This is a genomic window from Pseudenhygromyxa sp. WMMC2535 (assembly GCF_011083025.2).
In genome coordinates, this window is record NZ_JABJWV010000001.1 from 2503383 (window position 1) to 2528821 (window position 25439).

Annotated in this window: 20 protein-coding genes and 1 tRNA gene; 14 read left to right on the forward strand and 7 right to left on the reverse strand. The window is 69.2% G+C overall.

The window, feature by feature from the left end; genetic code table 11:
- Nucleotides 1-69 (reverse strand) — tRNA-OTHER (locus G6O69_RS09520).
- 189 nt (nucleotides 70-258) lie between these two features.
- Between G6O69_RS09520 and serA the strand changes: the two genes are divergently transcribed.
- Complete coding sequence (gene serA, locus G6O69_RS09525) at nucleotides 259-1494, forward strand: phosphoglycerate dehydrogenase (RefSeq protein ID WP_346017023.1); 1236 nt, start codon at nucleotides 259-261, stop codon at nucleotides 1492-1494.
- Between the two features lie 91 nt (nucleotides 1495-1585).
- On the opposite strand, the gene G6O69_RS09530 is transcribed toward serA, so the two are convergent.
- Nucleotides 1586-2413 (reverse strand): SDR family oxidoreductase, encoded by an 828-nt coding sequence (locus G6O69_RS09530; RefSeq protein ID WP_172303204.1) that lies wholly within the window; start codon nucleotides 2411-2413, stop codon nucleotides 1586-1588.
- A gap of 64 nt (nucleotides 2414-2477) precedes the next feature.
- Nucleotides 2478-4667, reverse strand: a complete 2190-nt coding sequence (locus G6O69_RS09535; protein ID WP_172303205.1) for a prolyl oligopeptidase family serine peptidase — start codon at nucleotides 4665-4667, stop codon at nucleotides 2478-2480.
- Between the two features lie 140 nt (nucleotides 4668-4807).
- Here G6O69_RS09535 and G6O69_RS09540 point away from each other — a divergent pair, with 140 nt between their 5' ends.
- The 3 genes from G6O69_RS09540 (at nucleotide 4808) to G6O69_RS09550 (ending at nucleotide 9894) form a co-directional block, all read left to right on the forward strand.
- Nucleotides 4808-5518 (forward strand): CBS domain-containing protein, encoded by a 711-nt coding sequence (locus G6O69_RS09540; RefSeq protein ID WP_172303206.1) that lies wholly within the window; start codon nucleotides 4808-4810, stop codon nucleotides 5516-5518.
- A gap of 4 nt (nucleotides 5519-5522) precedes the next feature.
- The gene (locus tag G6O69_RS09545; RefSeq protein ID WP_172303207.1) at nucleotides 5523-7244 is read left to right on the forward strand and encodes a bifunctional aminoglycoside phosphotransferase/ATP-binding protein; all 1722 of its coding nucleotides are present in this window, start codon (nucleotides 5523-5525) and stop codon (nucleotides 7242-7244) included.
- 610 nt (nucleotides 7245-7854) lie between these two features.
- Nucleotides 7855-9894, forward strand: a complete 2040-nt coding sequence (locus G6O69_RS09550; protein WP_172303208.1) for a cytochrome c peroxidase — start codon at nucleotides 7855-7857, stop codon at nucleotides 9892-9894.
- A 486-nt stretch (nucleotides 9895-10380) separates the two neighbouring features.
- Here G6O69_RS09550 and G6O69_RS09555 read toward each other — a convergent pair whose 3' ends face one another.
- Entirely contained in the window at nucleotides 10381-12348 is a 1968-nt protein-coding gene (locus tag G6O69_RS09555; RefSeq protein ID WP_255216190.1) for a serine/threonine-protein kinase, read from the reverse strand.
- Nucleotides 12349-12717: 369 nt separating this feature from the next.
- Between G6O69_RS09555 and G6O69_RS09560 the strand changes: the two genes are divergently transcribed.
- From G6O69_RS09560 to G6O69_RS09600, 9 genes are all read left to right on the forward strand, one after another.
- Nucleotides 12718-12948: a hypothetical protein gene (locus G6O69_RS09560; protein WP_172303210.1), complete on the forward strand. Its 231-nt coding sequence runs from the start codon at nucleotides 12718-12720 to the stop codon at nucleotides 12946-12948.
- 199 nt (nucleotides 12949-13147) lie between these two features.
- On the forward strand, nucleotides 13148-14740 hold the full coding sequence (locus G6O69_RS09565) for an alkaline phosphatase family protein (RefSeq protein ID WP_172303211.1): 1593 nt from the start codon (nucleotides 13148-13150) through the stop codon (nucleotides 14738-14740).
- Between the two features lie 45 nt (nucleotides 14741-14785).
- Nucleotides 14786-17716 (forward strand): DNA polymerase III subunit gamma/tau, encoded by a 2931-nt coding sequence (gene dnaX, locus G6O69_RS09570; RefSeq protein WP_172303212.1) that lies wholly within the window; start codon nucleotides 14786-14788, stop codon nucleotides 17714-17716.
- Nucleotides 17717-17726: 10 nt separating this feature from the next.
- On the forward strand, nucleotides 17727-18050 hold the full coding sequence (locus tag G6O69_RS09575; protein ID WP_172303213.1) for a YbaB/EbfC family nucleoid-associated protein: 324 nt from the start codon (nucleotides 17727-17729) through the stop codon (nucleotides 18048-18050).
- On the forward strand, nucleotides 18047-18676 hold the full coding sequence (gene recR / locus G6O69_RS09580; RefSeq protein WP_346017024.1) for a recombination mediator RecR: 630 nt from the start codon (nucleotides 18047-18049) through the stop codon (nucleotides 18674-18676). Before G6O69_RS09575 ends, recR begins: the two co-directional genes overlap by 4 nt.
- Nucleotides 18677-19220: 544 nt before the next feature.
- Nucleotides 19221-19703: a roadblock/LC7 domain-containing protein gene (locus tag G6O69_RS09585; protein ID WP_172308187.1), complete on the forward strand. Its 483-nt coding sequence runs from the start codon at nucleotides 19221-19223 to the stop codon at nucleotides 19701-19703.
- A 6-nt stretch (nucleotides 19704-19709) separates the two neighbouring features.
- Nucleotides 19710-20336: a GTPase domain-containing protein gene (locus tag G6O69_RS09590; RefSeq protein ID WP_172303214.1), complete on the forward strand. Its 627-nt coding sequence runs from the start codon at nucleotides 19710-19712 to the stop codon at nucleotides 20334-20336.
- A gap of 5 nt (nucleotides 20337-20341) precedes the next feature.
- Entirely contained in the window at nucleotides 20342-20923 is a 582-nt protein-coding gene (locus G6O69_RS09595; RefSeq protein ID WP_172303215.1) for an ADP-ribosylation factor-like protein, read from the forward strand.
- 252 nt (nucleotides 20924-21175) lie between these two features.
- Nucleotides 21176-21952: a hypothetical protein gene (locus tag G6O69_RS09600; RefSeq protein WP_172303216.1), complete on the forward strand. Its 777-nt coding sequence runs from the start codon at nucleotides 21176-21178 to the stop codon at nucleotides 21950-21952.
- 934 nt (nucleotides 21953-22886) lie between these two features.
- Here G6O69_RS09600 and G6O69_RS09605 read toward each other — a convergent pair.
- Together G6O69_RS09605 and G6O69_RS09610 are read right to left on the reverse strand one after the other, a co-directional pair.
- Nucleotides 22887-23669: a patatin-like phospholipase family protein gene (locus tag G6O69_RS09605; protein ID WP_172303217.1), complete on the reverse strand. Its 783-nt coding sequence runs from the start codon at nucleotides 23667-23669 to the stop codon at nucleotides 22887-22889.
- The gene (locus tag G6O69_RS09610) at nucleotides 23666-24304 is read right to left on the reverse strand and encodes a methyltransferase domain-containing protein (protein WP_172303218.1); all 639 of its coding nucleotides are present in this window, start codon (nucleotides 24302-24304) and stop codon (nucleotides 23666-23668) included. Before G6O69_RS09610 ends, G6O69_RS09605 begins: the two co-directional genes overlap by 4 nt.
- 122 nt (nucleotides 24305-24426) lie before the next feature.
- On the opposite strand from G6O69_RS09610, the gene G6O69_RS09615 reads away from it, so the two are divergent.
- The gene (locus tag G6O69_RS09615; protein ID WP_172303219.1) at nucleotides 24427-24948 is read left to right on the forward strand and encodes a hypothetical protein; all 522 of its coding nucleotides are present in this window, start codon (nucleotides 24427-24429) and stop codon (nucleotides 24946-24948) included.
- 22 nt (nucleotides 24949-24970) lie between these two features.
- Here G6O69_RS09615 and G6O69_RS09620 read toward each other — a convergent pair whose 3' ends face one another.
- Nucleotides 24971-25438 carry a helix-turn-helix transcriptional regulator gene (locus G6O69_RS09620; RefSeq protein ID WP_255215750.1) on the reverse strand — a complete coding sequence of 156 codons (468 nt, stop codon included), beginning with the start codon at nucleotides 25436-25438 and terminating at the stop codon, nucleotides 24971-24973.
- Nucleotide 25439: the final 1 nt, after the last annotated feature.

Consider the following 25439-nt stretch of genomic DNA (forward strand, 5'->3'; position numbering starts at 1 on the left):
ACCTGAAGGCAGGATTCGAACCTGCGCCCAACTGGTCAGCCAGCCGTTCTTCCGCTGAACTACTTCAGGAAAACTTCGAGAAGATCGCTGCGAGACACTGTAGCCGACTGCGACCCCCCGACACCAGCGCGACAGCACCCTGCCCCGCGGTCGGCGACCCAGCCGTGAGCGCCCTTCCCCCCGCGATCACGGCCAATCGCGCCCACAGCGCCCACCACCCCTGGACCCCGGCGTCCCTGGCTTGCAGACTCGCGCACCGTGATCCGTGCCCACGTCCTGCTCAGCGAGAGCATTCACGCGTCCGCCGACGATGCCTTCGAGCGGGCCAACATCTCCGTCCACCGCAGCTCCGCGGGCCTCGGCCCCGACGAGCTGATCACCGCCCTCAACGCCCTGCCCGGCGAGGGCCCGGTGATGATCGGCGTGCGCAGCAAGACCAAGATCCGCAAGCAGATCTTCGAGGCCGTGCCGCGCCTGGTAGCAGTCGGTGCCTTTTGCATCGGCACGGACCAGATCGATCTCGACGTCGCCAACGAGGACGGCGTCGCGGTGTTCAACGCGCCCTTCTCCAACACCCGCTCCGTGGCCGAGCTCGTCATCGCCGAGGTCGTGGCGCTCTCGCGCCAGCTCTTCGCGCGCAGCTGGGCGGCCCACGAGGGCAATTGGCGCAAGGACGCCAAGGGGGCCCACGAGGTCCGCGGCAAGACCCTGGGCATCATCGGCTACGGGCACATCGGCTCGCAGCTCAGCGTGCTCGCCGAGGCCATGGGCCTGCGCGTCATCTATCACGACATCGTCAACAAGCTGCCCCTGGGCAACGCGAGCGCGGCAGAGAGCCTCGACGCGCTCCTGGCCGAGGCCGACTTCGTGACCCTGCACGTGCCCAACACCCCGGAGACCCGGGGGATGTTCGGCGCCGAGCAGATCGCCAAGATGAAGCGCGGCGCCTACCTGGTCAACGCCAGCCGCGGCACCGTCGTCGACATCGAAGCCCTGCGCGACGCGATCCAGTCCAAGCACGTCGCCGGCGCGGCCATCGACGTGTTCCCAGCGGAGCCCAAGGCCGCCGGGGACCGCTTCACCTCGCCGCTCCAGGGCCTGCGCGAGGTCATCTTGACCCCGCACATCGGCGGCTCCACGCAGGAGGCCCAGGCCAACATCGGCCGCGAGGTCAGCGAGGCCCTGGCCGGCTACATGACCACCGGCCGGACCACGGCCTGCATCACCTTGCCCAACATCGACGCCCCCGCCCTGCGCCCCGGCGGCTGCCGCCTGGTCAACATCCACCGCGACGTGCCCGGCGTGCTCTCGGCGGCCAACCAGGTCGTCTCGCAGGTCGGCCTCAACATCACCGGTCAGCGGCTCGAGACCGGCGGCGGCGTGGGCTTGCTGCTCATGGACGTCGACCTGCCCCGGGACGATCCCCGAGCCGAGGAGCTCCGCCGCGGCTTGCAGGCCCTCGACCACTCGCTGCGCACCCGCCTGCTCGGCTGAGCGCGCCGCCGCGTCCGTCCCCAAGCCCGACTCGACCGAGCCCCGCCCTGCGCGGGCGCTCGGTCGAAGCACATGTGGCGTGCGCGGAGCTTCAGCTGCGCTCGCGGATCAGCTTGGCCTTGACCTTGGCGCCCTTGCGCTCGAGGGCCGGCTTGATCGCCCGGCGCAGGCCGGGGACCAGGTAGCCCAAGGTTGCGAGCTTGCCCCCGCCCACGGGGAACTCGCGCTCGCGCCGGCCATCGCCCGCGCAGTCGAGGACCATGTCGGCGACGTCCTGGGCGGTGCACATGGTCTGCGAGAGCACGATGTCCTCGACCTCGTGGAGCTCGTCCATGATGAAGCCGGTGTCGATCGGCCCGGGGCTGACGGCGGACACGCTGATCCCCGAGCCGCGCAGCTCCTCGGCCAGGGCGAAGGAGAAGCTGCGCAGGGCGAACTTGGTGGCCGAGTAGGTGGCCGCGCCGTCGAGGGGGATCTTGCCGGCCAAGCTCGCGACGTTGACCACGAAGCGCGCGCCCGTGGCCGCCTGGAGGTGCGGCAGGCAAAGGCGCGTGAGCACGATCGGGGCGCGCAAGTTGACGTCGACCATGACCCCCAGCTCCTCGGGGGAGCGGGTGCTCAGCGGGCCGCGGAAGTGGGCGCCGGCGTTGTTGACCAGGCCGTGCAGGCCGCCAAAGCGCTCGACGGTGCCCTCGACCATGGCGCGCAGCGAGTCGAGCTCGGCGACGTCGGCCGGGATCACGTGCAGGCGCTCGTGGTCCTCGCGGCCGGCGATCTCCTTGGCGGCCTGCTCGAGCGGGCCGAGGCGGCGGGCGACGAGCACGACCTTGGCGCCCTCACGAAAGAAGGACTCGGCGGCGGCCCGGCCCACGCCGAGGGAGGCTCCGGTGACGATGACGACGCGATCTCGAAAACGCACGCCGCCGTGTTAGCAGCGCCCGCGGGCCCCGTCCACGCTCGCGCCGGGCACACGTGGGCGCAGCTCAGGGCGCCGGGGCCTCGGCGCCCTCGGCCTCCCCGGCGCCCTCGGTCTTCGCGCTCGCCTCGGTCTTCATCGCCGTCTCGGCCGCGTCGCCGGCGAGCACGCCCTCGATGAACCCGAAGCGCGCCTGCCAGGCCGCGACGATCCGCTCTTGGCCCTCGATGTGGTGGCCCTGACCGGGGACCTCGACGTAGGTCACCTGCTTGCCGGCGGCCTCGGCCGCTTCGACGAAGGCGCGCGAGCCATCCACCGGCACGCGCCAGTCGTTGGCGCCGTGGAGCAAGAAGATCGGCGCCTGGAGCAGATCCACATGGTTGACCGGGCTGCGATCCTCGAGCCGCGTGCGGTCTTCGGGCACCGCCGGGTCTCCGGCCTCGAGCACGACCCAGTCGGGGATGTTGGTCGCGTCGTGGAAGGCCACGATGTCCGAGAAGCCGGCCTCGGCCAGGCCGAAGGCGAAGCGGTAGGACTCGTCGCGCGCGTTGGTCTGGGGCGGGAAGGTCATGGCGCGCATGGTCGCGTAGCCGCCGTGACTGCGGCCGTAGACGCCGATCCGGCCCGGGTCGACGCCGAGCTCGGACGCGATCCAGCGCGCGACCCAAAACAGATCCACGATCTCGTCCCCGCCGAGGTCGCGGTCGTTGAGCCCGTAAAATTCCTTGCCGAAGCCCGAGGAGCCGCGGACCGCCGGCGAGACCACGGTGACTCCCGCGGCGCAGAGGATCTGGTCGTAGCGGTTCCACTCGTTGTCGCCGCCGTAAAACGAGCGGACCATGGCCACCGGACCGCCGGCCTCGGCGGCGAGGGGCTGCTTGGGCCGGAGCACGAAGGCGTGCAGTTCTCGCCCGTCGAAGGTCGGGATCTTGGCGGCCTCGACCTCGCAGCGAACGAGCTCGCCCTCGAGCTGCGCGGGCAGGCCCACGAGGGTCGTGTTGGCGAGCTCGAGCTCGTCGCCCGTGCGCGAGAAGCTGGCGAGGTCGAGCTCCCAGACCTTGCTGGGCGACTGCTGAGACCACAGCGCCCGGCCGCCGTGGCCGTCGAGGAGCGAGACCTTGGCGGGGACCTGGGCCTCGCCGAGGCGCGCGCCGGTCCGCGCGTCGAGCATCGCCAAGGTGCTGCCCGCCGGGGTCCCGTGGGCGATGAACACCCCGGCCTCGGTGCGCACGGCCCCGAGCATCTCCTCGCTCAGGTCGCTCAGCTTGCGGGTCTTTCGGGTCTTGCGCGACCAGCTATAGAGATTGTCGAAGCCTTCGTCGTTGGCGGTGAAGAGCAGCTGGTCCCCGTCGACCCAGCCCTCGAGCACGCTCGGGGCGTTGCGCGAGACTTTCTCGTTGGTGATCACCTTCACCCGCGGCAGCTCGCTGCGAAGGTCGACCTCGACGAGCTGGGCGCGCTTGCGGTCGCCCTCGCGCAGGGCCGCGAAGTAGACCTGCTCGCCGCTGGGCGAAAAATGCAGGTCGGACCAGGTGAAGCTCAGCTCGGGGCTGTCGCAGACCACCTCCTGGTCCGCGCGCTCGGCCTTGGGGTCGTTCGCGTCGAGCAGGCGCAGGCAGGTGCGGTAGGGCGCCTGCTTGCCGCTGCGCGCGAGGTAGCCGACGCGGGCCTCGTCTTCGGAGAAGCCGAAGCCGTAGACGTAGTCGGCGAAGGTCAGCTGCTCGGGCTCGGGCAGCCCCGCGTCGTCCTTGGCGTCGGCCTTGGCGTCGCCCTTGGCCAGCGGCAGGCGCCACAGGTTCATCTGCTCGTCGTTGCTTGCGTCGGCGTGGAGCCACAGGGTGTCGGTCTCGCCGTGCACCTTCACGCCCCACAAGCTGCGCGTCGACCAGTCGACCTCGGTGATCGCCGGGGCCTGGGCGAGGTCGAGGCTGCGCGGCTCGCTGCCCTCGGGCGGCAGCGCCAGGGCGCGCAGCAGGTAGCGGTCCCCGGTCTCGATGAAGAACAGCTCGCCGTGCTCCAGAGACGGCGAGAAGCGCTCATAGGGGAAGCCCTCCATGAAGGGCGCCAGGTCGATCTCGCGGCCGAGGAAGCGGACCACGTTGGGATCGCCGGCCTGCGCCTGCTCGGCCTGCGCCTCGCCCTCCGGGGGCTCCGTCGTCGGATAGGGCGTGGCCGCGTTGGGCGGCGCGCAGGCTGCCAGGGCGCCCAGGGCGAGGGCCGGCAGCGCGAGGACGAGGGCACGAGGGGCGCGAGACATCGGGCTCATCGAACACCGCCCGCGGCTCGGCGGCAAGCCCCGCGACCACCCTCACATGATCTCGCGGGGCCGGAGCCACCCACGCGCGCATCCTCGGCGCCTGCGAGGCCCCGCGATCCTTGCTAGTCTGCGCGCGCGCCATGACCACCGTCGCCGAGATCATGAACAAGGAAGTCTACGCCGTGCGCACCGACGAGCTCGTCGGCGAGGTCCTCGGCATGATCCTCACCTTGGGGATCACCGCCGCGCCGGTGGTCGACGAGGAGGGCGTGGCCCTGGGCCTGGTCTCGCTGCGCAACCTCGCCCGGGCGTCGCGAGAGGACAGCGTCGACAAGCACATGACCACGCCGCCGGCGACGATCTCTCCCAGCGCCGAGGCCGAGCAGGCCGGGCGCGAGATGGGTCAGCTCGCCTATCACCACCTCGTGGTCGTCGACGCCAGCGACAAGGTCGTGGGCTTCGTGTCCTCCCTCGACGTGATCCGCGGTCTCGTCGGCCTGCCCGCCGCACACCCGCCGGCCTTCCCCAACCAAGAGCCCGAGAGCGGCCTGAGCTGGTCGCCCAACTTGCCGCTGGACGCCGAGCACATCGCCAAGCTCCGCGGCGGCCCAGGCATGCTGGTCTTGACCCACGCCGGCAACCCCGACGAGGTCCTGTGGGCCGAGGCCAACGCCGACGTCCCCGCCCGCCTGCGCTCGCTGCTCGAGGGTGACCACGGCCTGCCCGAGCAGGTCCGCACGCGACTCGAGCAGGGCAGCTTGGCCTTCCGCGCCGCGGCCTTCGGTCCGAGCGGCGACGAGGGTGGCGGACCCAGCGTGATCGACGTGCTCTTGCCCCGGCGCTCGCAGTGAAGCCATGACGATGGAGCTCGAGGCGCTGATCGCTGGCCTGTCCGAGGCGCGGGCCTACCCCTGGCTCGACCCCGCGGCCGCGCCCGCCATCGAGCTGTGCCAGACCCACATCTCGGCCGTGTTCCTGGTCGGCGAGGAGGTGTTCAAGATCCACAAGCCCGTCGACTTCGGGTTCTTGAACTTCACCACCCTCGCGGCCAGGCGCGAGGACTGCGAGGCCGAGGTCGAGGTCAACGCGGCCCTCGCTCCCGGCGTCTACCTGGGCGTCGTTGCGATCGTCGCCGACGAAGACGGCCGCCCCCGGGTCCTGCGCCCCAATCCCGATCATCCCGACCCCGACCCCAGCCCCGACCCCAGCCAGGTGCTCGAGTGGGCGGTGTGGATGCGGCGCCTGCCGGACTCGGCGACCTTCGAGCAGCTCCTGCGCCGCGGCGCCCTCGAGCCGCCGCAGCTGCGCGCGCTCGCCTCGACCTTGGCCAGCTTCTACGCCGCCGGCGAGGCCGCGGCTCAGGCCCACCCCGAGCTCGCGCGCCTCGGCGACATCGAGACGGTCAGCGGCAACGCGCGAGAGAACTTCAGCCAGCTCGAGGCGCTGATCGCCGCAGCCGAGGCGGCTGGACGGCCGGCCCCCATGGACTCGGCGCTCCTCGCCCGGGTGCGCGCGGCGACCGAGGCCGAGCTCGCCCGGGTGCGCGAGACGATCCACGACCGCCACCAGCGCGGCCACGTCCGCGACACCCACGGCGACCTGCGCCTCGACCACGTCTATCACCTGCCCTCGGCCACGGCCGAAGACCGCGCCCGGGCCGAGGCCATGCTCGAGCTCCCCGGCGCCCGGGAGCTGCTGGTCATCGACCGCATCGAGTTCACCGACCGCTTCCGCTGGGCCGACCCGATCTCGGATCTCGCCTTCTTGATGATGGATCTCCAGGCCCGCGGCGCCTGGTCTCTGGCCCAGGCCTTCGCCGACGCCTTCTTCGCGGCCAGCCGAGATCACGAGGGCGCCGCGCTGCTCTCCTTTTATACGGGCTACCGCGCCATGGTCCGGGCCAAGGTCGCGGCCATGGCCGCCGCCGAGGCCGAGCTCGGGGAGCGAGCCCAACAAAAGGCGCGCGCCAAGGCCGAGGCCCGCGCGCGCCTGGCCCTCGTCGAGCTCTCCGAACCGGCCAGCCGGCCGTGCCTGATCCTGCTCGCGGGTCTGCCGGGCACGGGCAAGTCGGTCCTCGCCCGCGGCCTGCACGAGCGCGCTGGCTTCGAGTGGATCCGGGCCGACGAGGTCCGCAAGCAGCTCGCCGGCCTCGATCCCCTGGCCTCGGCCGCCGAGACCGTCGACGGCGGCATCTACTCGCGAGCGTGGAGCGACCGGACCTACGCGGCCTGCCTCGAGCGCGCTGGCGCGGTCTGCCTGTCGGGGGGCCGCGCCATCGTCGACGCGACCTTCATCGACGGCGAGCGACGTCGGCGCTTCGTGGACAGCGCCATCGCCTGGGGGATCCCGGCGCACCTGCTCGTGCTCACCGCTCCCGAGGCCCTGGTCCGCGAGCGCCTCGCGGCCCGCCGCGGCGACCCCTCCGACGCGGACTGGGCGGTGTACCTCGCGGCCCGCGAGCGCTGGACGCCCGTGGATCCCCGCCTGTGCCGCAGCGATGTGGTCGACGCCTCGGGGAGCCCCGCGCAGCTCGTCGATGCGGGCCTCGCTGCCCTGGCTCGCGTCGGCTTGCGCTGAGTGGGCGCTCCAGAGGGCCTGAGCTCGACCCTGGCCGTTTCAACTGGCTGGCCGTCTCAACTGGCTGGCCGGCAGGTTTCGGCGTCCAAAACCCACGACTCAGATCCGTGCACTCTCCCCCCACGGCGCTGGCGCGTGATGCTCGGGGTCGGCTTTGCGACTCTAGATAGCGCCAAAACAAAGTTGCACCGAGGGAAAGGGGGTTTGGCGTCACTCACCGCAAGTGGGCCCTGCGCTCATCACAGGCGCGATTGAGCGCCCTTTTTCGCGCTCGGAGATTCATCGCAGCCCTACTGCCCAGAAAAATTCATAACAGATTGGGCAAATTGTAATTGCTTATAATTTCCTCTCGCCTAAAGTTCTTCTTCGAACCTTCGCTCGAAGATGAGGTAAAAACATGACCCGACCGAATGGCCGGCGCGTAGAGCCGTGGCTAATCGCTTGCTCGCTGGGGATTTCTGCCCCGATTGCTGCCTGTGACATCGCAGATGACGAAATTGACGTCATCGCGGACGAGGACCCCGAATTTCGCGGCGGTTCTCAAATCCTCTATCATTTAATCCTCGCTCAAGTAGTTCGATATCGCGCTCACCAGCAAGGAATCGAAGCAATGCCGCCGGCCCCCGAGGTCCGCGAAGAGCTGGTAGAGCTCGGCCAAGCGCTGGCATTCGACAAGGAACTATCAGGCACACGTGACGTGTCATGTATGACATGTCACCACCCCACATTGAGCTCAGATGACAATTTGAGCCTGTCCATTGGGGTGGGTGGAGTCGGACTGGGGGCCGATCGCGTGCACCCCGACGGTATCTTCATCCCTCGAAACGCCCCGCCGCTATTCAATCTCCACGCGATGGATACGATGTTCTGGGACGGGCGGGTCAGCTTCCACGGGGGCGTCGAGAGCCCCGCGGACGAGGAGCTGACGCAGGAGATGCTCGACGTGTTCGAGTTTGGCGTGGTCTCGGCCCAGGCGATGTTCCCGGTGACCTCGCGCGAGGAGATGCGCGGAAAGCTGGGCACCAGCGAGCTCTCGCTGATTCGAGACAGCAGCTTCACGCTGATGTGGGAGGCGCTCATGGCCCGCCTCGCGCAGATCCCCGAGTACGTCGAGATGTTCGAGGCCGCCTACCCCGGCACGGACTTCGAGGACATGAGCTTCGCCCACGCGGCCAACGCCATCGCGGGCTTCGAGGTCGCCGCCTTCGAGGCCGCCGACACACCCTGGGACCAGTTCCTGCGCGGCGACGACTGGGCGCTGAGCCTGGACCAGCTCCAGGGCGCCAACCACTTCCTGGGCAAGGCGAAGTGCTCCCAATGTCACAGCGGCGCCTCGCTGACCGACGTGGAGTTCCACAACACGGCGCTGCCACAGATCGGCCCAGGCAAGGGCGCGCGCGGGGTCTCGCTGACCGACGACTGGGGTCACTACGACGTCAGCCGCAGCACCGACGACTTCTACCGCTTCCGCACCGCGCCGCTGCGCAACATCGACCTCACGGGGCCGTGGGGCCACGCGGGCCAGTACACCTCGCTCGAGAGCTTCATCGAGCACTACCTCGACCCCGAGGCCAGCCTGCTCGACTTCGACCCCGACGAGGAGGGCGTCGATCCGGCGCTCTCCGATACCCTGGTCGCCAACCAGGACCTCGTCCTCGACCACGTCAGCCCGCTGCTCGCCGACATGGACTTCAGGGAGCAGCGCCTCGACGAGATGGTCGAGTTCATGCACGCGCTCACGGACCCCGCGAGCCTCGACCTCGAGCACACCATCCCCGAGACCGTGCCCAGCGGGCTGCCCGTCGGCCACGATCAGCTGGTCGTGCCCGACAACTACGAGGGCGCGATCACCATGGAGTGGGGCTTTGGCGGCACCACCTTCCGCGAGTACCAGATCCAGGAGCCCTCGATGTGCGTCGAGGACACGGGCACGGTCACGGTCAGCTTCGACCGCAACGCCAACACCTTGGCCATCGACGCGCAGATCAAGGGCCTGCCCTACCGCCCGGACCTCTGCTACGAGTACAACCCCTCGACGGAGTGGAACGCCTACCCGGACTGCGTCGAGGACGGGATCTGGCAGATGTGGATGGTCCCGCGCATGTTCAACCTGATCGCGCCCTTTTGGTACGACGCGGTCAGCGGGGACTTCATCGACACGGACTGGGTGCTCGACGAGCCGCCGGCGAACGCGTTCATGGTCTACCTGCCGGCGGGTCAGATGATCGGCACGCAGATGTTCGACCCGGATCCCGAGACCCTCGAAGCCAACGTCCACTTCGACCTCGAGTACGACAGGATCCTCGATGAGCTGGGCAAGGCGGGGGTGATGTTCTCGCTGCTGCCCAAGAACATCTACAACCCCACGGAGCTCGAGGTGTACTACTCGACCAGCTTGCCAGAGGAGTACGCGATGAGCTTCGATGACTTCATCGAGATGAACAACATGGGCAAGGGCGGGCTGGGGCTGGCGGTGAGCATCGAGCCTGATCCGAAGCCTTCCTACCTGGACTCGCGGGACAACGTCATGCTCGGGTATGGGACGACCTTTCCGGATCTGCCGCCGGAGTTGTTGCCGGTGTTCGAGGAGGAGTGTGGGACGAACTTTCAGTGGGATGGGATCAATATGGATGGGGGGGATCAGCCTTGAGGGGGTGAGGATTTTGGTGGTCGAGGGGGCCCTGCTTTGGTGGGGTCCTCTTTTTTGGTTTTATGGGGTCTTTGTTGTCGGAGAGGGGTGTCTCGGGGTCTGCGGAGAGCTCGGTGCTCGACAGGCTCGCGCACGGGACAGCAGGGGACCCCCCTGCGCTCAAACAGATCGCTGACTTCGACCTGATTCTCGATAGCCTGGGGTGGGGTTTTTGTGGGTTGTTGCGTCGAATGGGCAGTACGTACGCTAAACTCGCTCAGGGGGTCCCCTGCTGTCCCTTTTGTGCGCGTCTTTGGCGAGGGGTTTCTCCGCCGCCAACAATGAGGGGAGTTTCTCCGTCGCACTCGGTGGGCGGGGCCTCCGTCGCACTCGATGGGCGGGCCTCCGTCGCACTCGGTGGTCGGGGTCTCCGTCGCACTCGATGGTCAGAGTCTTCGCCGCACTCGATGGTCGGGGTAGCGCGGTTGGGGTGGGAGGCCCCGCGCGCTAGTCTTTGCCTGGGGCGCGGAGGCTGTCGGGGGCGCCGAGGAGGGCTTTGTCGCCGGCGAAGACGGGGGTGTCTTGGGTGTCCGCGGTAGCGGTGGCGTCGCCGGCCTCGGTGCTGGGGCGGACGCGCGGGCGGGTGCGGGCTTTGTTGGCCGAGGTGGGGTTGGGGTCGAAGGTGTGGCTGAAGCTCTGGCCGGTCGAGGGGATGATCGGGAAGACTTCGGTCTTGTAGCCGTCGAGCTCGAGGGTGAGGTCGATGGTGGTGTCGCCGCGTGGGAGGCTGACGGTGGTCGGCGTGGGGTCGGACCAGGCTTCGCCCTCGAGGCGGATGGTGGCGCCAGGAGGCTGGGTGGTGATGAACCAGCTGACCTCGCTGGCGGCGGCTTTGTCTGTGTCGGTCGGCTCCTTGCCCTTGGCGGTCGCGCCTGCGCTGGTGGCCGCGCTCTTCGGGGTGAGGGGCTGGGGCTGGGGCTGGTCTTGGACCGGCGAGGGGTCGCTCTTTGGGGCCTGGGCGAAGGGGGAGAGGACGAGCATGGCGGCGACGGCGATGCCGGCTCCGAGCATGGGGAGGAGCAGCCACATCAGCCACGTGCTCGCGGGCGGCGGGGCGGGGATGTAGGGATAGCTGGCCGAGGCGCGGAGGTCCTGACCGGGCAGGCTGGGGTGTGAGCCCGTGGGCACCGGCGGGTAGGGGCCGGTCAGGGCCCGCGGGTCTCCGTGGTGGCCTATGGTGCCGTCGATGAGGGTGGGGTTGGAGCCCGTGACGGGGCGGGCGATCTCCAAGGTGGCCTCGCTCCAGCGCGTGTCGTCGTCGCGGGCCTGGGCGCTGCGTGGCTCGGGGTCGGCGACGAGGGCGTCGTACTCCCCGGTGCGGCGCAGGGCCGCGCGGGCGTAGTCGACCCGCGCCTGGAAGAAGCGCTGCATCAGCTCGCTGAGGTAGGTGCGCGGCTCGGGGTCTTCGTCGAGGATGTCCTCGCACAGCCGAGCGAGGCGCTTGACCTCGGTGAGCATCTGGGCGGCGCTCTCGAAGCGCGCCTTTGGATCCGCGTCGAGGGCCCGGGCCAAGAGCGCGTCGAGGCCCTCGGCCAGCTCGGCGCGCTCGGGCCAACGCTCGAGGTCGAGCTCTGGGCGGGCGTGCTCCGCCTCGCTCCCGATCAGCGCGGGGATCCGGCAGGCCATGACTTTTTCGAGGGTCGCGGCCTCGGTCTCGCAAGCGAACAGGCGCTCGCCAGCGAGGAGCTCCCAGGCGACCACGCCGACGGCGAAGAGGTCCGTGCGTAGGTCCACCCGGCCTCCCCGCGCCTGCTCCGGGGACATGTAGGCCAGCTTCCCGCGCAGCTCGCCGGTCTTGGTGCTCGACGACTTGCCGGCGGCCTTCATGATCCCAAAGTCGGCGACCTTGGCCCAGCCGCCGAGGTTGATGAGGATGTTGTGCGGTGAGACGTCGCGGTGGACGAGGCGGTAGAGCTCGCCCTCGCCGTCGCGCAGGTCGTGGGCCGCGCCCAGACCCTCGAGGGTGTCGGCGAGCAGCAGGAGGATCACCGAGATCGGCAGGCGCTCACCCCCGAGGGCGCGGACCAGCGCGGCGAGGTTCTCGCCCTCGATGAACTCCATCACCATGAAGTAGGAGCCGTCCCCCTCGTCGACTCGCCCCAGATCGAGGATCTCGACGACGTGCGGATGATGGATGCGCGCCGCGATCCGAGCCTCGTCGAGGAACATGCCCACGAACTCGGCCTCGCTGGCCAGGTGGGGGTGGATCACCTTCACGGCGACCACCTTTTCGAAACCTGCCTTGCCCTTGGCGCGTCCGAGGTAGACCGTCGCCATGCCCCCGTGGGCCAGGCGCTGGATCAGCTCATAGCGACCAACCCAGCGCCGCAGGAGCACCGGCTCTTGCTGCTCCTCCCGAGCGTCCCCCTGCCCAACGCGGGGCGAGAGCACTCGTGTGTCGGCCTCGGGTTGCATGGAGGTCACAGGGCGAAGTCCGCCGGTGATCACGATACGCCAAAAGCGTCTGGTGGGTCACCGGTCTCCCCGCGGGCCGCTCTGGTGGCCCATAACCACAACGAACATCGTGAAATTGCCTGAGGAGATCTCGGAGATCTTCTCCACAGGTGAAAATATCAGTGATGAGTCTATCTAGATGATGGTGAATCGGTCGGTCTAAAATAAATCCATCGACAGCTAATTTATGCAATGTTTCCGATCACTTCCGTCGGTCCATCCACAGGATGTGGTGTTCGCGTATCGAGCGCACCACAACATCTTGTGGAATGACCCTTGCGTGCCAGATCCCGTTGGCGTAGGAGACGAGTACGGGGAGCAACGACACACATGGCCAAGCGACAGACCCGGCGAAGCATCTCAGTCAAGGGCATCACCTACCAGCGACTCAAGGATTACTGTGACGCCAACGGGTTCAGCGTGAGCGGCTATCTCGAAGAGATCATTGCCGAAAAGCTCGACGCGGCCGGCGTCCCGGTGCCCACGGTGCTCAAGGCTCGCCCCCAGCGCCAGCCCGAGACCGAGCCCGAAGAGATCGTCTCGCAGCACTTCACCTTCTGAGGTGAAGCCGAGCTGAAGCCGAGCTGAGACCGCTGCTCGATGAGCGGCGCAAGATCCGCTCGAGATCCGCTCGAGCTCCGCGAAGTTACGCGATGACAGGCACTCCGAGAGGGTGCCTGTTTCACGTTGGGGCCATCTCCGACACGTTGAGCGCACGGGGGCCCAGTCGCAGCGCCCGCGGCGTTAGCATGCCGGGCGAATGAGCAAGAAGGTCCTCGACTCCGTCCGCAGGCTGATCTCTCGCCGCCGCGCCATGCAGGGCATGGGCGCGCTCTTCGGCGCCGCCGCAGTTGGCTGTAGCGACGAGGGGGCGTCGGGTACCGATGACGCAGGTACCGGTACAGAAGAGAGCGACTCTTCTGGCGGAGAAGACGAGGTTGGCACGACCGAGAGCGGCTCGGACGGCGGTGAGAGCGGCTCGGACGACGAGAGCGGCTCGACCGAGACCGAGACCGAGACCGACACCTCGCAAGACGAGACGGACACGGACTCGGAGACCAGCGCAGGTGGCGACGCCTGCGTCGACGACACGGGCCTCGACGCCGCTGCCGCCCTCGCGGAGGTCGAGCACATCATCGTGTTGTGCATGGAGAACCGCTCCTTCGACCACTTCTTTGGCGCGCGCCAGCTGGTCGAGGGTCAGACGGACGTCGACGGGCTGACGGGCGAAGAGAGCAACCCCGACGGTCTCGGCGGGGAGCAGCAGGTCTTCCACCTCGAGAACTTCGAGCCGGCGGATCCGCCTCACGCCTGGGATCCCGTCCACGCCCAATGGAACAACGGCGCCAACGACGGCTTCGTGACCGAGCAGATCGCCGAAAATGGCATCGACCTCGCCCACGAGGTCATGGGCTACCACGTGCGCGAGGACCTGCCGGTGCTGTGGGCCCTGGCCGACGAGTACACCCTCTGCGATCGCTGGTTTTGCTCGCTGCTCGGCCCGACCTGGCCCAACCGCTACTACCTGCACTGCGGGACGTCCAACGGCCGCCAGGGCAACACCCCGGCCTTCCCCTATCCGACCACGGTCCAGCAGGCCTGCAACGACGCGGGGATCTCCAACAACAACTACTACGGCGACCTCGCGTGGCGCTGGGGCGCCTTCCCGCTGCTCGGCTTCGGCGGCACCGACAGCTTCGACGAGTTCTTCACCAACATCGAAGACGGCAAGCTCGAGCAGGTGGTGATCTTGGATCCGAGCTTCAGCAGCAACGACGATCACCCCTCGCACAGCATCAGCTTGGGCCAGGCGCTGATCGCCACGGTCTACGAGGCGCTGGCGCAGTCGCAGTACTGGGAGAAGTGCCTGCTGGTGATCACCTACGACGAGCACGGCGGCTTCTACGACCACGTGCCGCCGCCGACGACCCCCGACTCCGAGGGCAGCGAGTGGCAGCAGCAGGGCTTCCGCGTCCCGGCCGTGGTCATCGGCCCGCACGTGCGCAAGGGCTGCGTCAACCACACGGTCTTCGACCACGCCAGCTTCCCGGCCACGGTCACCCGCAGGTTCGGCCTGCCCGAGATGAACGAGCGCACCGCGGGGGTCAACGACCTCGCGAGCTGCATCGACCCCGACACCCTCGGCGCCCCGACCCCGCCCTCGCCCCTGCCCAAGGCGGTCGTGAACGTGGAGCAGGTGCTCGCGCGCTGCGGAGTCCACAGCTCTCAAGAGGAGCTGATGCGCGCGACGGGCAACTGGCCGATCACCCCGGCGTTCACCGCCCGCGAGCGCGCTCGGGTCATGAAGCTGCTCGAGACCGGCCAGCGCCTCGGCGCCGTCGAGCTCGTCTGAGCCGCGGTGCTCCGGGCGCAGCCGCCCGTGCTATATCGGGGGCCCGTGGCTTACCTCGCCCTCGCGCGCAAATACCGACCTCAGCGCTTCGCCGACATGATCGGCGAGGAGCACGTCACGCGCACGCTCGAGAACGCCATCAAGGCGGACCGGGTCCACCACGCCTACCTGTTTTGCGGCGTCCGCGGCCTGGGCAAGACGACCGCCGCGCGGATCCTCGCCAAGTGCCTGGTCTGCGAGCAGGGCCCCACGCCCGAGCCCTGCAACCAGTGCACACAGTGTGTCGCGGTCAACGAGGGCCGCTCCGTCGACGTGATCGAGATCGACGGCGCGAGCAACAACTCCGTCGATGACATCCGCTCGCTGCGCGAGCAGGTCAACTACCTGCCCCAGTCGGCGCGGCGCAAGATCTACATCATCGACGAGGTCCACATGTTGAGCTCGCACGCCTTCAACGCGCTGCTCAAGACCCTCGAAGAGCCCCCGCCGCACGTCACCTTCTTGTTCGCGACCACGGACCCGCACAAGGTCCTGCCCACGATCCTCTCTCGGGTCTCGCGCCTCGACTACCGCCGGGTCCGGGCCGCCACGCTGATCCCCTACCTGGAGGAGGTCCTCACCAAGGAGGGCTTCGCCGTCGACAAGGAGGGGCTCTACGTGATCGCCCGCTGCGGCGACGGCTCGGTCCGCGACTCGCTGACCTTGCTCGACAAGGTCATCGCCTTCGCCCAGGACCCCAAGGCGATCTCCGCCGAGGAGGTCCGCACGGTCCTCGGCCAGGCCAGCCGCTACGCCATCGCCGAGCTCGTCGGGGCGGTGCTCCAGCGCGACGCGGGCGACGTCCTCGCCCGCTTCGAGGCGCTGACCGGCGGCGGCAACGACCTCATGCAGCTGGCGATCGCGGTGCTCCAGCACCTGCGCGACCTCTCGGTGGTCAAGCTGACCCACAGCCGCGACGCGCTCCTCGACATGAGCGACGACCTCTACGAGCAGCTCGTCGAGCAGGCCGGCGGCGTCGAGGCCTCGCAGATCGCCCAGTACTTCGACCGCTTCTCCAGGGTGGTCGAGAGCCTCGAGAACAGCCGCGTGCCTCGGCTGGTGATCGAGATGGGCCTGCTCGAGCTGGTCAGCGTCGAGCCCATGCTGCCGCTCGGCGATCTGGTCGAGCGCCTCGACGCGCTGGGCAAGGGTCGCGGCGGGTGGGGCTCGGGTCAGGGCGGCGGGCGGGGCTCGGGTCAGGGCGGCGGGCGGGGCTCGGGTCAGGGCGGCGGCCACGGCTCGGGTCAGGGCGGCGGCGGGCGAGGTCGCGGCGCGCCCTCTCGCGGCGGCGGTGGACCGCGCGGCGATCGTGGCCCGGGACCGCGGGGCTTCGTCGCGCCAGAGCAGGGTTCGCCCGCGCCCCGGCACGCACAGCCGCAGCACGACGCTCGGCCCCAACACGACGCCCGGCCCCAACACGACGCCCGGTCCCAAGCGCAGCCAGACGCCCGTCCTCGGGCGCAGGGCCAGGCCCACGGTGCGCGACCCGAGCCTGCGCAGGCCGGCCCGGCGATCGAGGCGCGCGCACAGCAGGGGCCGAGCGCTCAGCCCAATCACCACGCGCCCCCGCAGCGAGCGAATCTCGAGCACGGCGCGCCGCGTCCCGAGCCGAGCCCCGAGGCCGCGCCCGCCCAGCCGGCCGCCGCGCCACGCTCGGCTGCGCCCGCCGCCGACGCACACCTCGAGATGCTCGAGCAGCTCGCCCGTGACGCGGGGCTGCTCCCCGACAGCCCGCCACCGACCCCGCGCACCACCCCGCCCGCACGCCAGACGCCTCCTCGCCAGGCTGCGCGGCCCGAGCCTCGGCCCAACGGCCAGCCCGGAGGTGGCCCCGACGGCGCTCGACCTTGGGCCGATCTGCTGGCGCCCAACGACCAGGCTCAGCATGGTCAGCCCGGCCCGAACGCTCAGGCTCGGCACGACCATCCGGGCCCGGGCGATCGCGCTCAGCCCTGGGCCAACCAGCCCGGGCCCAACGGACACCCGGGACCCAACGCGCAGGCTCAGCACAGCCAGCCAGCCTTCAACGGCCAGGAGCGGCCCTGGGCCAACCAGCCCGAGCCCAGCCAGCCCGGGCCCAACGGACACCCGGGCCCCAACGGCCAAGCTTGGCGCAACCAGCCCGGGCCCAAGGGTCAACGGGGGCCCAACGGACACCCGGGCCCCAACGGCCAGGCTTGGCGCAGCCAGCCCGAGCCCAACGAACACCCGGGATCCAACGCGCAGACTCAGCACGACCAACCGGGGCCCAACGGCCAAGCTTGGCGCAACCAGCCCGGGCCCGACGCTCAACCCTGGGCCAACCAGCCGGGGTCCAACGGCCAGCCCGGCCCAAACGGCCAGCCCGGGCCCAACGGCTTCGAGCTGACCAACAGCGAGCTCGCGCCGACCAAAAATGAAGATCCAGAGGCCGGCTGTCCCAGCTCTCGCTGTGCGCCGCGCGAGGCGATCTCCTGGACCGAGCTCGCCCCCTGGGACGCCTGGGAGACCTTCCTCGATCGCATCCGCCACGAAGACACGATGCTGCACGCCGTGCTCTCGCGCCTCGGCCTGGTCGCCCTGCGCCCCGGTCGGATCGAGCTCGCCGGCGCGACGGGCAACTTTTCTTGCAACCAGCTGCGCGAGAACCCGGAGCTCGACGCGGCCTTCGAGCACCTGACCTCGGTGTACTTCGGCGAGGCCATGCACCTCGAGATCATCGACGCCGCGCCCGCGCTGCCCGAGCTGCCCAGCCTCGAGCTCGTCGACGCCGAGCGCCGGCGGCGGCACGTCGCGCAGGTCGAGCACGACGCCCGCAGCCACCCACGCATCCAGGCGCTGCTGCACGACTTCGACGGCGCCGTGCAAGAGATCGTGCCCCTCCAGGGCCCCAGCCTCCCCCCGGTCGGCCAGCGCGGCCTGCCCAACGCTGGCGGCGACGCCCCGCGCGACCTATAGTCGCCCCATCATGGCCGACTTCGACCTGTCCCAGCTCATGCAGCAGGCCCAGCAGATGCGTGAGCAGATGGAGTATCTGCAAAAGGGCCTCGCCGAGCAGTCCGTCGAGGGCTCCGCCGGCGGCGGCATGGTCAAGGTCAAGATGACCGGCGCCCAGCAAGTCACGGCGATCGAGATCGACGAGGCCGCGATGTCCGAGGACCGCGAGATGCTCCAAGACCTGATCGTCGCGGCCACCAACAACGCGATCGAGAAGTCCAAGGCCCTGGCCCAGGAGGGCCTCGGGTCCATGCTCCCGCCGGGGCTCTTCCCGGGCGGCGTGCCCAACCTGTGAGCGAGGGCTCCGGCGCCTCCGGCGACCCGCTGCGCCGGCTGACGCAGCTGCTCGCGCGCCTGCCGGGCATCGGTGAGAAGTCGGCGCTGCGCCTGGCCTTGGCCATCGTGCGCAGCAACGAGGCCTACGCCCACGCCCTGGCCGAGACGATCGAGAGCGCCGCCTCGCGCATGCAGCCGTGCTCGATCTGCCGAGATCTCGCCGCCGCAGAGGTCTGCGAGATCTGCCGAGATCCCCGCCGAGATCCCAGCGTCATCTGCGTGGTCGCCCAGCCCCAGGACCGCATGGCCTTCGAGCGCGCGGGGGTGTTCCGCGGGCGCTACCACGTGCTCCACGGTGTGCTCGATCCCCTCGCCGGGGTCGGGCCCAACGAGCTCGAGATCGACTCGCTGCTCGCCCGCCTGCGCACGGGCGAGGGCGCCAAGCCCAGCCCGGTCCGCGAGATCATCGTCGCGACCAGCCCCAACGTCGAAGGCGACGCCACCGCCTTGTACCTCGCCAAGCTGCTCGAGCCCCTCGGTCTGTCCGTGACCCGCATCGCCTCCGGCGTCGCCGTGGGCGGCGAGCTCGAGTACGCCGACATGACCACGCTGCACCGCGCGCTCGAAGACCGCCGCGCGATCTAGATCTCGGCTGGGGCGAGGCCGCGCCATTGCGCCGAGAGCGTGCCTCGAGTTCGTCCAGCATGGCCCCAGGTGCCCAGCGCCAGGCACCCGTCTCTGGCCCAAAAGTCAAGGCATCCGGCGAACTCGTTTTGGAAAAAGCGTCGCGCGGCGAGGCGCGGCAGCGCGTGCATCTATCGCCGATCTGCGCCCGAAGACCGCGCCCCGGCGGGACCTCGGCCGCGCGCATGCGGTCCAGCATGGACGAAGGGGCGCGAGATCGCCTTTGAGAACCATCCGGATCTCAGCGCGCATGGTGCATGGACTTGCTCGGCGGAGTCTGTTAACTTGGCCACCTCCAGCACGCCGTGTTCCCCCCGTTCCCAGTCGACTCGCTTCCGGTGAGGAGCCCGTCTCACGTGGGCTTCGCTTACGATGTCATGCGAGCCAATAGGGAAAGCACGGAATCACGGTGTGTGGGCCCCCGTCGCGGCGTGGACCGGCAGCTCGACGGGGGAGTGCCCCGGGCCCAAGTGGGCGCAGTTCGGTCAGGAGTTCCATCTTGAACATGCTGAACCCGCAGCTCTCGATGTACGATGAGGAGCTGGCCGAGATCAAAGAGATCGCCGACCGGCTCCATCAGGATTCTCGCGCTCGCACGATCCTGATCGTCGACAAGAACGGCCAGATGATCGCAGCCTCTGGTGTCGACGCCGAGCTCGACACCACCTCGCTCAGCTCGCTGGTCGCCGGCAACGTCGCCGCGACCGGTGGTATCGCCAAGCTCATCGAGGAGGAGGAGTTCACTGGCCAGTTCCACGAAGGCAAGGACATCTCCGTCCACATGACCATCGTGGATCGGCGGATCATCCTCGTCGTCCTCTTCGACAAGAACACGACCCACGGCTTGGTTCGTCTTCGGGTCAAGAAGGCCAGCGAGGCGCTGACCGACGTGTTCACGCGCTTGGCCGAGAAGAGCGCCAACGACACCCAAAAGCAGAACATCTTCGACGCGATCACGGACGAGGACATCGACAACTTGTTCAGCTGACGGGGGATGTCCTTCATCGACTACAGCGCGCGCGAGATCTACTGCAAGCTCGTCTATTGCGGCCCCGAGCTGTGCGGCAAGACGAGCAACTTGCAGTTCATCTACAGCAAGACCCGCCCTCCCGAGACCCGTCCTCCGGAGCTCGAGGGAGAGATGGTCTCGCCGGCCTCCGAGGTGACCTCGCACACCACCGAGACCAAGCGCACGCAGTTCTTCGACTTCCTCCCGCTGAGCCTCGGCGATATCCGCGGGTTCAAGACCCGCCTGCACCTCTACACCCTGCCTGGCTCGGTGTTCCGTGACACCCGCAGGCTGATCCTCGATGGCATCGACGGGGTCTCCTTCGTCGCCGACTCCCGGCTCGAGCGCATGGAGGCCAACACCGAGAACCTCGAGTCGCTCCGCGCGAGCCTCGAGGAGATCGGCTACGACCTCGACGCTCTCCCTCACTGCCTCCAGTACAACAAGCGCGACCTGCCGAGCGCCGTCCCGGTGGACGAGCTGTCCGACGTTCTCAACCCCCGCCGGGTCCCAGAATTCGAGGCGTGCGCGGTGTCCGGTGAGGGGGTGTTCGACACGCTCAAGGCCCTGGCAAGGCAAGTCCTCACTGAACTTCGCAAGGGCAGCGGTTAACTACCATGTCGTTCATCAACTACAGCGCACGAGAGATCAACTTCAAGCTGGTCTACTACGGACCCGGCTTGTGCGGGAAGACCACCAACCTCGAGTGGATCTACGCCAAGTCCAAGCCCGAGGCCAAAGGCAAGATGGTCTCGCTGGCCACGGAGACCGAGCGCACGCTCTTTTTCGACTTCCTGCCGCTCGACCTCGGTGAGATCCGCGGGTTCAAAACGCGCTTTCACCTCTACACCGTGCCCGGTCAGGTGTTCTACGACGCGAGCCGCAAGCTGATCTTGCGCGGCGTCGACGGGGTCTGCTTCGTCGCCGACTCTCAGGAGGCGCGCATGGACGCCAACCTCGAGAGCCTCGAGAACCTGCGCTTCAACCTCGAGGAGCAGGGCTTCAACCTCGACGAGCTGCCCTACGTCATCCAGTACAACAAGCGCGACATGCCCGAGGTCGTGACCGTCGAGGAGCTCGACGGCGCCCTCAACACGACGGGCGTGCCCTCCTACGAGGCCATCGCCATCGACGGCACCGGCGTGTTCGAGACCCTCAAGGGCCTCGCCCGCCAGGTCATCAAGAAGCAGCGCGGCTGAGCTCGCGGGCGCGAGCCCTCGGGCTCGGCTCCCGGGCCTCCTGACCGGAGGGCGCAAGGGCGCGAGGTGTGCACACCTCGCGCCTTTTGTGTTTCAGACGAGTCGTCAACGCCCGCCCGGGGATCGCACCAACCCCGCGGTCGGCGCCCGCTCGCGGCCGATGGTCAGAATTTGCTATGTTGCGCCCTGGCGCCGCGGCGAAGCTCCCGGCGGCGAAGCTCCGTTTGGAGCATGCAAGGAGACCCACCCACGATGGAAGTCGGTTCCCCCGAATGGATCGAGGCCTCGATCGCCAAGCTCGAAGAGCTCGAGGCGAAGCGTGGCGAGCACGAGGCAGCGATCGAAAGCGCGACGGATCCCGCGGTGCTCAAGCAGCACACGGCGGCCCTCGACGCTCTCGACACCGAGATCAAGGCGCTCTACGCCCAGCTCGAGGCCGTCGCGGACGACGATGAAGACGCGGACGACGATGACGACGCTCCGCGCTCGACCATCGCGGACGACGATCTGTCCAAGCCTCACCCCGGCTCGGGGGACTTCGCGGCGGCGGCAGCCCCAGCGGCGGCCGCTGTCTTGGCTGTGCCCGCGGCCGCCCCGGCGGCGGCGCCCATCGCCTCGCCCGCGGACGACCCCTTTGGCGGCCCGGCGAGCTTCTCGAGCCCGCCCCCCGAGGCGCACCACGACGACATCGACCTCAAGCCGGCCGGTGGCGGCGGCAAGTGGGTCTTTCTCGGGGCGGTGCTGGTCATCGGCCTGGGCGTGGGTGGCTTCTTTGCGTGGAAGCACATCCAGGACAGCAAGCCGCCGCCTGCTCCCGAGCAGGGGCCGGTGCAGGTGATCAAGGCCGGCGAGGTGCCGGAGGACACCGAGGAGCCCAACGCGGCCCAAGGTGGCGAGGCTCAGATCTCGCCCACCGCCGATGATGACGACGGCGGCGGGAAGAAGAAGAAGAAGGAAGAGAAGAAGAAGAAGCCGCTCAAGCTCAAGGGCGGCGGCGATCCCCTGGGCGGCGGCGACCCCCTGGGCTGAGCTTCTCGCTCGATCCTCTCGACCCGAGGCTGCGCGATCGCTCGTGCGGTGCTCGGGTTCTCTTTATTTGGGGGGCTGCTGCTTGCTCCGGTCTTGGGGGGGCGGCTGCTTGCCGGTGGAGGGGTGCGGGCTTTGGGCTGGGATGCTCTCGGTAGCGAGCACGCGCACGGGCCAGCAGGGGACCCTCAGGCCTCAAACAGATCGCTGACTGCGGCCGGATCTGCGTGGGGCGATTGGCTTCTTTGGTGGGGAGATGCGCGTCGAAGGTTGGGTACGTTCGCTAAACTCGGCCTGAGGGTCCCCTGCTGGCCCTTTTGTGCGCGTCTTTTGTTGGAGAGCTCTCTGGTCCCGGAGCAGTGGGACGGTGTCTCCGATCCGGAGGGGTGATGACGCGCTCTTCCTTCCAAGACGCGCTCTTCCTTCCAAGACGCGCTCTTCCTTCCAAGATGCGCTCTTCCTTCCAAGACGCGCTCTTCCTTCCAAGATGCGCTCTTCCTTCCAAGATGCGCTCTTCCTTCCAAGATGCGCTCTTCCTTCCAAGATCCAGGCCTCCTCTTCTCTGGAGCGGAGATTCCCCCCGACAAAGACGCGCACAAGAGGGACAGCAGGGGACCCCATCAGCGAGTTTCGCGTACGATCTGCACCTTCGAAGCGACGCCCCTCGCAAAGGTGGGCCCCCCGCTCGAACCAAGCTCTCCGGAGTCAGCGACCTGTCTGAGCGGATGGGGTCCCCTGCTGGCCCGTGCGCGTGTCTGCCGGCCAAGAAGGTCCCCGCAAGAGACCAGCCAGATCTCCTCTCGACACGTGGGCCCCTGCTGGCCCGTGCGCGTGTCTGCCGGCCAGGAAGGTCCTCGCAAGAGACCAGCCAGATCTCCTCTCGACACGTGGGCCCCTGCTGGTCCGTGCGCGTGGCTGCCGGCCGAGAAAAGAGAGCTCACCCCGAGCGGCCGTCGAGCCAGCGCAGGGTCTGCTCGCGTGCGCTCTCGAGCGCCCGGCGGCCCTGATCCAGCGCCATCGGGTTGACCCGCGGGAGTTCGTCGTGGACCACCACCATTCGCAGCACGCTCTCGCGGCGGTCGTCCGCCTCCGAGCCCGAGACCCTCGGCCAGCGCGAGCGATGCGGCAGGTGGTGGTAGAGGCAGCGCTCGTCGGCCGCGAGCGCCGAGAAGGCCGGGCGATCACTGATGCCACCGTCGGCGTGCAGTGTGCCCGCGACGCGGACCGGGCCGAACATCAGAGGCAAGGCCGCGCTGGCGCGGATCACCGGGCGGATCGGGCCGCGCTCGTGGACCACCGTGCGTCGGCGACGAAGCTCGTGGGTGACGCCCGCGAAGGACACGGCGCAGTCTTCGATGTTCTCGACGCCGACCTCGGCGAGGGCGTCGGCGAGCAAGCGATCGAACTTGCGCCCGCGCAGCAGGCCAAAGGCCGTGCCCGGATCTCGCGCTTGCTCGGGGCGGCTTCGCTGCCAGGTTGGATCCCAAAAATCTTCGCGCCGCAGGCTCGTGAGGATCTCGGCCAGGCGCGCGCCCGAGAGACCCGCCGCCCACATGCCCCCCGCGATCGCCCCGGCCGAGGCGCCGACGACTCGGCGCGGCTTCAGGCCGGCCTGCTCGAGGGCCAAGAGCACGCCAGTGTGGGCGTAGAAGCCAAAGAAGCCGGCGCTGAGCGCCAAGGTGAAGGGCTCGGCCGCGAGGGCCTCGACGCGGCGACTCATCGCGCGGCCCCGTCCAGCACGTAGCGCATCCGCCAGACCCGCTGGCCACGGGCGAGGGTCGTGTCCTCGCGGCGGCTGCTCGCCGGCCAGGGGTTGCCGCGCCAAAAGGACCACTCGCCCGCGAGGTTGCGAAAGCCCAGGCTCGCCGCCCGCGGCTCCTCGAGCTCGGCCATGGCCTCGAGGGCGAGCTCGTAGACGTCGCTGGCGAAGTGCAGCTCGCCGCCAGGGCGCAGCTGCTCGGCGATCACGGCGAGCAGTCCGGGCTCGACCACCCGGCGCTTGCGGTGCCGCGCCTTGAACCATGGATCCGGGAAGAGCAGGTGAAAGCAGTCGACGCTCCCGGGCTCGAACACCCGGTCGAGGTCGACGTTCATGTTGACGTAGCCAAAGCGCAGGTTGTCGAGGCCCATGGCGCGGGCATGGATCGCGTTGCGCTCGACGAGGGGCTCGCGGATCTCGAGGCCGACGACGAAGGCCTCGGGCACGCGCTCGGCGAGCTCGAAGCTGAACTTGGCGTCGGCGCAGCCGAGCTCGACCTCGACGCGGGATGCCGCGCTCGGGGGAGTGATCGCCTCTGCCCTGGGCTCGAGATAGGTCCCGCCCAGGGGGTTGACGTGCTGGCGGACGCCTCGCACCCGGCGATGATACGGACGCAGGCTGCTTCTACAAGCTCCCCCGAGACGCATCGAGGCCGGAGCGCCCGATTCGCCGCGCGCGCCCGCGCCTGCGCCTCCCGCCCACGAGGTATGATGCGCACATGTCGACGGCTCAGCTCCAGGCGGACCCCCGCGCGCACTCCCTCGACAGCGAAGACCCCTCGACCCTCGCGCGCATGAGCATGCGCGAGCTCGACGAGCTCTTCGCGGGCCTGCAGGCGCCCCCGGCCTCGGCCTTTTGCGGCCACCAGCGCGGCCGCGTGATCGCGATCTTCGGCCTGGACTGGCTGCCCCGCGAGGCCCGCGCGCTGCTCTTCAAGGTCGTCGCCGAGCTCCCGCTGTGGCGCGGCCAGGACATCGAGGGCGAGTTCGGAGCCAACGCCTGGCTGCTGCCCTACGCCGGCCTGCACTTCGGGCGTTTCTTGGTCCGCGAGGTCGCCGGCCGCGACGGCGGCGAGGTCCTGCGCCTCGACTACGACGTCGCCGCCAACCCGCGACCTCTGCGTCGGCTCAGCAGCGAGCTGCGTCGCCTCGACGACGGCCTGTACCTGGTTCGGGTGCAGATCCGCCTGCGCGGCGACGAGCGCGAGTTCCTCTACGTGACCTTGAAGTCCGAGCGCTGAGCCCAGCTCGGCCGAGTTCAGCTCAACCCTCGGGCTTGGGATCCTCCTGATCCTCGGGCCCCGCCTTGGACCCGGCCGCCTCCCTGCCCGCGAGCTCGGCCTGGATGTCCTCCGTGCGCACGCCCAGGGGCTGGCTGGGGCTGAGCTGCAGGGCCTCGCGCAGCAGCGCCTCGCGGGTCCCCGCGCCGGTCTTGGTGAAGATGTTGTGCATGTGCCACTTGACCGTGGCCTTGCTGATCTCGAGCTCGGCGGCGATCTCCGCGTTGAGCTTCCCGTGGAGCACGAGCCCGAGGATGTCGCGCTCGCGCTCGGTCAGCCGGGCGAGCTGCGCCAGGCGGGTGACGGCCCAGCGCAGGCGAAGCTGCGGGGAGCCATGATCGATCTCGCGAACGGGCTCGTAGCCGAGGGCCTCGAGCAGCGCGGAGATCTTGTTGGCCTGCTCGTCGTCGTCGACGGAGAAGCGGACTCGAACCTTGTCTTGACTAGCCATC